The organism is Salipiger sp. HF18 (genome assembly GCF_011806505.1).
Lineage (GTDB): Bacteria > Pseudomonadota > Alphaproteobacteria > Rhodobacterales > Rhodobacteraceae > Salipiger > Salipiger thiooxidans.
The window spans coordinates 1-8,046 of record NZ_JAATOS010000171.1; the positions used below are offsets into that span (position 1 = coordinate 1).

Annotated in this window: 5 protein-coding genes and 2 pseudogenes; 2 read left to right on the forward strand and 5 right to left on the reverse strand. The window is 66.3% G+C overall.

Annotated features, from left to right (window positions below):
• A pseudogene (locus tag HC022_RS14485) lies at window positions 1–481 on the forward strand (glycosyltransferase family 2 protein); the annotation flags it as partial.
• Window positions 482–789: 308 nt separating this feature from the next.
• Window positions 790–2,170: pseudogene (locus HC022_RS14490) on the forward strand (DEAD/DEAH box helicase).
• Window positions 2,171–2,714: 544 nt separating this feature from the next.
• On the opposite strand, the gene HC022_RS14495 reads toward HC022_RS14490, so the two are convergent.
• The 5 genes from HC022_RS14495 to HC022_RS14515 all read right to left on the reverse strand — a co-directional run bounded on the left by HC022_RS14495 (window position 2,715) and on the right by HC022_RS14515 (window position 7,940).
• Window positions 2,715–3,797: an ABC transporter ATP-binding protein gene (locus tag HC022_RS14495; protein WP_089957527.1), complete on the reverse strand. Its 1,083-nt coding sequence runs from the start codon at window positions 3,795–3,797 to the stop codon at window positions 2,715–2,717.
• Between the two features lie 3 nt (window positions 3,798–3,800).
• Complete coding sequence (locus HC022_RS14500; protein WP_089957524.1) at window positions 3,801–4,586, reverse strand: ABC transporter permease; 786 nt, start codon at window positions 4,584–4,586, stop codon at window positions 3,801–3,803.
• Window positions 4,583–5,569 carry an ABC transporter permease gene (locus HC022_RS14505; RefSeq protein ID WP_008885751.1) on the reverse strand — a complete coding sequence of 329 codons (987 nt, stop codon included), beginning with the start codon at window positions 5,567–5,569 and terminating at the stop codon, window positions 4,583–4,585. Before HC022_RS14505 ends, HC022_RS14500 begins: the two co-directional genes overlap by 4 nt.
• Before the next feature lie 100 nt (window positions 5,570–5,669).
• Window positions 5,670–6,776 (reverse strand): PotD/PotF family extracellular solute-binding protein, encoded by a 1,107-nt coding sequence (locus HC022_RS14510; RefSeq protein ID WP_008886215.1) that lies wholly within the window; start codon window positions 6,774–6,776, stop codon window positions 5,670–5,672.
• Between the two features lie 45 nt (window positions 6,777–6,821).
• Window positions 6,822–7,940, reverse strand: coding sequence for an NAD/NADP-dependent octopine/nopaline dehydrogenase family protein (locus HC022_RS14515; protein ID WP_167452924.1), 1,119 nt, complete (start codon window positions 7,938–7,940; stop codon window positions 6,822–6,824).
• Window positions 7,941–8,046 lie beyond the last annotated feature (106 nt).

The following is an 8,046-nucleotide window of genomic DNA, read 5'->3' on the forward strand; positions in this document are numbered from 1 at the left end:
AAGGACCGCTGCCGAGGACTGTTTCCCGACCTGGGGCCGGCACCTGTCGGGCGGGTTCCTCAGCCACGTCGCGGGCAAGCTTTTCTTCCGCGCCGGCACGAAGGGGCTGCAGATCCGCATCCACAACATCACGCTCGACGGCACCGAGAACCCCGGCCAGCAGCCCCTGCCCGACACCGAGCTCGGGCACTTCCATGCCGCCGACTGGGAGCACTTCCTGCGACTCTACCGCTTCCGGCTGGCGCAGGGCTCTTACCGGGCCGAGCTGAAGCCGCAGGTGCGCCAGCCGGGGGCGCTCAGCCTCCACGATCTCTTCGCCACCATCGAGGACAGCGGCGGCGAGGCGGCGCTGAAACGGTTCCACGACGAGGTCTGCACCGCGACGCCGCGCCTAATCGGGGCGCTGGCCCGGAACGGGCTGCTGCGCGAGCGGCGCATGGATTTCGCCGTGCTGCGCGCACGGCATTTTCCCGGAACCTGATGCAATCCCCTGATTCCATGAGCGCAATTCCTGCCGCCGCAACCGCCGCGGGCGCCGGTCAGGCATTACCCTGTCCGCGGCAATCGCGGAAGAATGCTCCGAAACCGCACACAACCATGCGGCGACTGTCCCCTGGAACCCACGAATTACCCATCAAACGACCGTTCTGATTGACCTTTCCCCCTTGTTTCCGGTACAAGCCGCGCCATCGGGATCGCACATGCCAAGTCACGCTTGGGCCCAGAGGGCGCGATCCCATCCTCAGATGCGCGGGCCAAGATGAGTGTCCGCACCCAAATCGGACACACATGACCAAATTTTCTGATCTCAACCTGAACCCCAAGGTTCTCAAGGCCATCGAAGAAGCGGGCTACGAGACCCCCACGCCGATCCAGGCGGGTGCCATCCCCCATGCGCTGGCCGGCAAGGACGTTCTGGGCATCGCCCAGACCGGCACCGGCAAGACCGCCAGCTTCACGCTGCCGATGATCACCGCGCTCGCCCGTGGCCGCGCCCGCGCCCGGATGCCGCGCAGCCTCGGTCGCCGAGAACTTCGACACCTACGCCAAGTACGTGAAGCTTACCAAGGCGCTGCTGATCGGCGGCGTGAGCTTCAAGGAACAGGAACAGCTCATCGACAAGGGCGTCGACGTGCTGATCGCCACCCCCGGCCGCCTGCTCGACCATTTCGAGCGCGGCAAGCTGATCCTGACCGACGTCAAGGTCATGGTGGTGGACGAGGCCGATCGGATGCTCGACATGGGCTTCATCCCGGACATCGAGCGAATCTTCTCGCTCACGCCCTTCACCCGCCAGACGCTGTTCTTCTCGGCCACCATGGCCCCGGAGATCGAACGCATCACCAACACCTTCCTGTCGAACCCCGAGCGCGTCGAGGTCGCCCGTCAGGCCACCGCGTCCGAGACCATCGAGCAGGGCGCGGTGTTCTTCAAGGGATCGCGCCGCGACCGCGAGGCGACCGAGAAGCGTGACGTGCTGCGCCAGATCATCGACCGTGAAGGCGAAAAGTGCACCAACGCCATCGTCTTCTGCAACCGCAAGGTCGACGTGGACATCGTGGCCAAGTCGCTCAAGAAGCACGGCTACAACGCCGAGCCGATCCACGGCGATCTCGACCAGTCGCAGCGTACGCGCACGCTGGACGGTTTCCGCGACGGCTCGATCCGTCTGCTGATCGCCTCCGACGTGGCGGCCCGCGGGCTCGACGTGCCGAGCGTGAGCCACGTGTTCAACTTCGACGTCCCGGGCCACGCCGAGGATTACGTGCACCGCATCGGCCGCACCGGCCGTGCCGGGCGCGAGGGCAAGGCCTTCACCATCGTCTCGCCGCGCGACGAGAAGAACTTCGAGGATGTCGAGAAGCTTCTCCAGAAGGAAATCCCGCGCGTCGAACTGCCGAACATGTCGGCCCCCGCCGCCGTCTCCACGCCCGAGCCCGAGGACACCGCCTCGGAGGATCAGAGCGAGAAGAAAAGCACCCGCGTGCGGTCGCGCTCGAAGAAGCCCGAGCGGGAAGAGAGTAAGCCTGCGCGTGCCGAGAAGCCGTCGGCGCCGCGCCGCAACGACCGTAGCGACCGCAACGACCGCTCGGATAAAAGCGTCGTGGGCATGGGCGATCACATGCCCGAGTTCATCGCGCTGAGCTTCGACGAGCGCCGCGCAAGCTGACGAAAGCGTGCCACGGAAGGGCCGTTTTTCTGTGACGGCTCTTCAAGGATTTGGCCTCAGGGCCGGCGCATGAGGAATTCAGGCGCCGCCCCCGGAACCACCTCCAAACCAGCGTCGGGACCCGCGACCGGATCCGTCGCCAGCGCCGATCCCAGATACCGCTGCCCGGGCTGAGCCCAACACGCCCAGTTTTTCCCCATAGACACGGAGCCCGGAGCAAGGAGAGACGTACTTCTCCGCCACCAAAGCGCGGCGGCCCAGGGCAGACTGCATTGGTGGTGACCTGCTCTGCAACTGCACTTAGATCCGACAACCGCACTGGCTTGGCCCACGGAGAGCGCATTGCCATACGCTCAGGGCCTAGAGCGTAGAGCGTAGAGCGTAGAGCGTAGAGCGTAGAGCGTAGAGCGTAGAGCGTAGAGCGCTCCCGAAGCACGGATCTCTCCGCAAGGGTAGCCTGCAAAAGCAGAAAGGGCGGACCCGGCGGCCCGCCCCTCGCATATCATGACCGAGTGCTCTCCCGGGCGATCTCTCGCCGGGCCCGTCAGTCCCGCAGCACCGCCATGCTGCTCTGGTCCCAGCCGATCCACACCGGCGCGTCGCCGACCGACTGGCCGGTGTCTGCGTCCACGTAGGCGCGCAGCCTGGCGCCCTGCGCCTCCTCGACCGTCAGATCGAGCGCCATGCGCGAGCCGAGGAAGGTCTTGCCGGTCACCCTGCCCTGCACCGCGTTGGCGGTGGCCGGGCGCTCGGCGTGGAAGCCCAGCCGCTCGAGCCGCACCGAGGCGGTGATCGGCGCACCGGCGCGCGGCACCCCACCCGGCGCGTGTCCGCGCAGCGTCGTGCCGAACCAGTCCATCACCACCGCGTCGCCCTCGGTGCCGCGCAGTTCGCCGGTCAGCAGGTTGGTCTCGCCGATGAACTCGGCCACGAAACGCGAGGCCGGGTGGAAATAGAGCTCTTCCGGCGTGCCGTCCTGCTCGACCCGGCCCTTGTTCATCACCACGATGCGGTCGGACATCGTGAGCGCCTCTTCCTGGTCGTGGGTCACGAAGAAGAAGGTCTTGTTGGTGCGGCGCTGGATCGACTTCAGCTCCTGCTGCACCTGCCCGCGCAGCTTGGCGTCGAGCGCGCCCAGCGGCTCGTCGAGCAGCAAGAGCGCCGGATCGGGTGCCAGCGCGCGCGCCAGCGCCACCCGTTGCCGCTGACCGCCCGAGAGCTGCGCCGGGTAGCGGTCGCCATAGGCGGTGAGCTCGAGGAAGGACATGATCTCGTCCTGCCGCCGCGCGATCTCGGCCTTGCCCATGCCCTTGAGCTCGAGCCCGAAAGCGATGTTCTGCTTCACCGTCATGTGCGGGAACAGCGCGTAGTCCTGGAACACCATGTTGACGTTGCGCTTCTCCGGCGGACGCCTGGTGACGTCCTCGCCGCGCAGCAGCACCCGGCCCGCGGTCGGCTGCTCGAAGCCGCCGAGGATGCGCAGCGTCGTGGACTTGCCGCAGCCCGACGGCCCGAGGAAGGTCACGAACTCGCCCTGCGCGATGTCGAGCGTCAGGTTGTCGAGCGCGGTGGTTTCGCCGAAGCGCTTGGTCACGCCTTCGAGGCGGACGAGAGGATCATTGGCCATGGCTCAGCTATCCTTGTTCATGCGGCGGGTGAAACGCTCGGCCCAGACGCCGATCACGGCGGTGAGGATGAGCGCCACGGTCGCGATGGCGTTGATCTCGGGCGACATGCCCGATTTCAGCTTGGCGAAGATCAGCACCGGCAGGGTCGGCTCGTAGCCGCCCAGGAAGAACGAGCGCACGAAGTCGTCGAAGCTGAGGAGAAGGCAGAAGATGCTCGCCCCCATGATCGCGGGCACGAGATAGGGGAAGGTGATGCGCAGGAAGGCGATCAGCGGGTCGGCGCCAAGGTCGCGCGCCGCCTCGATCTGGCTTTTCGGCAGGGTCGAGAGCCGCGCCATGACCACCAGCACCACGAAGGGGACGTTGTGCACCGCGTGGCTCCAGACGATGGCGCCCATGCCCGGCTCGATGCCGAGGTAGCGGGCGTAGATGCGGAAGGCGATCGCCGAGATGATGCCGGGGATCAGCGCCGGCAGCACGGTCATCCCGAAGATCGCCGCCCTGCCCCAGAACTTGCGGCCCTCGAGCAGCACCGCGATCCAGGTGCCGACCACGACCGAGATCAGGGTCGAGAGCACCGCGATGGCGACCGAGTAGCCGAAGGCCGATATGGTCTCGGAGTCCGCGAAGACGCTCGCGTACCAGTCCAGCGTCCAGGACTTGATCGGAAAGCCGATGAACTTGCTGTCCTTGAAACCCATGGTGACCATGAGGATCAGCGGCACGAAGACATAGGCGACAAAGCCCCAGTAGAAGCAGGACAGGAGGATGCGGTTGTGACGGGTCATTTCGTGTCTCCCTTCCGCAGCGCGCTCATCAGCCGCTGGAACCCGGCGGTGATCGCCAGCGCCGCGAGGAACATGATCACTGCAAAGGCCGCGCCCGTGGGCCACTCGTCGCCCGCCACGTGGAAGAAGCCGGCGATGGTCTCGGCGAAGACCGTGGTCGACGGCCCGCCCAGCAGGACCGGCGTGGCGTAGAAGCCGGTCGAGATCAGGAACACCAGCGTGCAGCCCGAGGAAATGCCCTCGAGCGTCAGCGGCAGCGTCACCCTGCGGAACCGCGTCCAGGCCCCCGCGCCGAGGTCGGCCGCGGCCTCGTTCAGCGATTTCGGCAGCTTCTCGAGCGCCGAGTAGAGCGGCAACAGCATGTAGAGCGCAGTCAGGTAGACAATGCCCACGCCCATGGAGAAGCTCGTGTACATGAAGGGGATCGGCCGGTCGATGAGCCCGAACCAGCGCAGCACCATGTTCACCGCCCCGGTGTTGCCGAGCAGGATCATGATGGCGTAGGTCCGCACGATCTCGCCCACCCAGAACGGGATCAGCAGCAGCAGAAGCAGCAGCATCCGGTTTTTGGGGCTGACGTGACGGGCGAGAAAATAGGCCACCGGGTAGGTCAGGACCAGCGTGCAGAAGGTGAAGGCCGCCGCGAAGATCAGGGTCCGGAAGAACGGCATCCAGAAGATGCTGTCGCCGAAGAAGCGGACGTAGTTGTCGAAGGTGAAATGCTGCTCGACGTTGGCGGCGACCGGGTAGGCATCGGTCAGCGAGACGCGCAGCATCTGCAGCATCGGCCCGAGGTGCTGGGTCAGCACCCAGAGGATCGGGAAGACGGCGAGGATGACGAACTGGCGGCGCGGCGAGGCGGTGGCCACCTGCACGAGCGCCCGGTATGGCGCCCAGCTTGCCAGCCGGCCCCAGAAGGTGCGGTCGGAGGCATGCGCCGCGACGGTCCCGCGTTCCTGCCGCGCGGATGCGTCATAGGACATGGGGTCTTCCTTTTCGACAGGAATGACGACGGATCTGTGGGTCTACCGCCCGCCGGATCGATGTCCGGCGGGCGGCTGGCGAAAGGCTCCGTGAGTGTGTTTACGCGGCCTTGATCGCTTCCACGGCGGGATCGACGAGACCGTATTTCATCTCGTTCGCCTCGGCGCGGAAGAACTGAAGGTTCGCCAGCTCCTCGTCCGGGAAGGACGTAGATTTCTTTTCGAGGTCGGAAAGGTAGTTCGACGCATCTTTGTACGTCGAAATGAATCCCGAGGCCTTGGTCATCGCCGCACCGATCTCGGGGCTCGAGAGGATGGCGTCGAGGAAGGTGTAGGCGTTGTCCGGATTCGGGCAGTTCTTGGCGATGTTGTAGGTGTAGACGAAGCCGTAGGAGCCCTCTTTCGGGATCGCCATGCCGAGCGGGAAGCCGTCGTTGATCAGCGCCGCCGCCGGGCCGTTCCACGAGTGGCCGAGCACGATGTCCTGGTTGACGAACATCTGCTGCACCTCGGCGCCGCCGTCGTAGTACTTGCGCACCAGCGGCTTCTTCTCGATGAGGAAGGCCTTGGCCTCCTCGACAATCTCCGCGGCCTTGGCGGGGTCGTCGAGATAGGCGACCATGTTGCCGTCGTAGCCCATCATCAGCATGACGATCGACATCATGTCCTGGATCACGTAGGCGGTCTGGCCCTTGTAGGTTTCGCTGAACAGCGTGTCCCAGGTCTGGGCTTCCTCGGGCGAGACGATCTCGGAGTTGTAGGCCAGCACCTCCATGCCCGACAGGATCGGCGCGCCCCACTTCTCGCCGTTGATCGTGGCCCAGTCGGATTCCGAGAAGGTCGGGTTGATCTTGCCCCAGTTGCTCAGCCGGTCAGTGTCGAGCGGCGCCAGCAGGTCGCTGTCGATGAACTGCAGGAAGCGGTGGCCGGCGACGGTCATGATGTCGACCGTCGGGTTCGGCTGCTCGGCCGCGAGCAGGTTGAACTGCTTGCCTTGGTCGTCGACGAGGCGGACGTTGACCTTGATGCCGGTCTCGGACTCGAACTGCTCCTTGAAGGCCTCGGGCACGAAGTCGTTGTAGGTCCAGATGTTGACCTCGCCGCCCTGGGCGTAGGCGCGGCGCAGGTAGGCGGGGCTCGCAAGCACCGCGCCGGAGGCGGCTGCGGTGTTCAGGAACTTGCGTCGGTTGAGGATGAGCTTGGTCATGTGTTCGCGTCTCCCTGTGGGTTGGGTATCCGTATCGTTTTTTGTTCAGGTCGCCGCAGCGGGCGCCTTCTGCAGAAGACCGGTACGGGCGGCCTCGCGCAGATCGTCCAGGCTGAAGCGGTCGAGCTCCAGCGCATTCAGTATATCATTCTCAGCGGTGAAATCGCGGCCATACATCGCCGAGAAGATCCTGATCCCCGCCTCGTGCAGTTCGGCCGGGGCGCCGGCGAGCCGGCCCAACACCGCGGTCGGCTGCAGGCCGTAGGGCACGTCCTCGGTCACGTAGCGGCTGTCCGCGGTCGCGGGTCCGGTGCCGCCGTTGCCCTGCGCGTGCATCTGCTGGTTCATCTCCGAGACGCTGGCCTCGGGAACGTGGAAGCTCTGCGAGAAGTGCTCGAAGATGGTCTTGGTCTTCAGCCCCAGCGCCGCCACGATGGCCAGACGCTCGGCGTCGAGCGCCTCGAGCAGCGCCCCCACCTTGGGGGTGACGTTCTGGCCCTGCGACCAGGTCTCGCCGCGCTCCATCCGGGTGATGTTGCCAAGCGCGATGCCGAGGTGGTTCTGCGGGTTGAGGTTCGAGAGCGTGATCGCCAGAAGCCCGTCGCGCGGCACGAAGACATCGCCGAAGAGCCGGGTGCAGACCGCGCGGGCGCAGTCGCTGCGGGTCTCGGGCACGGTGCAGAGATCGACCTTCTTGCGCACGGTGTTGACCTTGACCGAGGCGCCCTCGCCCCGGCGGCCGGTGACCGCGGTGGTGCCCCATGCGGTGATCGTCGGCGTCACGCCGCGCGCGGCGCAGAGCTGCATCAGGTAGACCGCCCCGAACGAGGCGTGCGAGCTGATGATGACGTGCTGGCCGTCGCGCAGATGCGGTGCCAGCGCGTCGAAGACCGGCTTGTGACCGTAGCCCGGCAGCGCGATCAGGATCGCGTCGTTCTCGGCCACGAGCTGCTCGGCCGAGCCTGCCACCCGCGGGATGAACGAGGTCTCGACGCCGCCGGTGGCGGTCAGCGGGGCCCCGGCCAGCGCCGCGGTGGACGCCCCCGAGGGCGACCACAGCATCGGGTCGTGACCGTTGACGTGCAGAAGCGCCGCCGAACCGAAGGCGATGGAGCCCGCGCCCGCGATACCGATCCGGCAGGGGCTGCCCTGCGCCTCGGTCATGCAGAGACCTCCTCGCGCACGGGATCGCCCAGCACGTGCATCAGCCGGTTGGCCCAGCCGAAAAGCGACGACGACAGGATGAGATCGAGGATCTCTTCCTCGGAGA

What these genes read in the sequence shown, in the direction of transcription:
- HC022_RS14495 (WP_089957527.1), bottom strand. Translation starts at nt 3,797, where the DNA reads ATGGCCAATGATCCTCTCGTCCGCCTCGAAGGCGTGACCAAGCGCTTC.
- HC022_RS14500 (WP_089957524.1), bottom strand. Translation starts at nt 4,586, where the DNA reads ATGACCCGTCACAACCGCATCCTCCTGTCCTGCTTCTACTGGGGCTTT.
- HC022_RS14505 (WP_008885751.1), bottom strand. Translation starts at nt 5,569, where the DNA reads ATGTCCTATGACGCATCCGCGCGGCAGGAACGCGGGACCGTCGCGGCG.
- HC022_RS14510 (WP_008886215.1), bottom strand. Translation starts at nt 6,776, where the DNA reads ATGACCAAGCTCATCCTCAACCGACGCAAGTTCCTGAACACCGCAGCC.
- HC022_RS14515 (WP_167452924.1), bottom strand. Translation starts at nt 7,940, where the DNA reads ATGACCGAGGCGCAGGGCAGCCCCTGCCGGATCGGTATCGCGGGCGCG.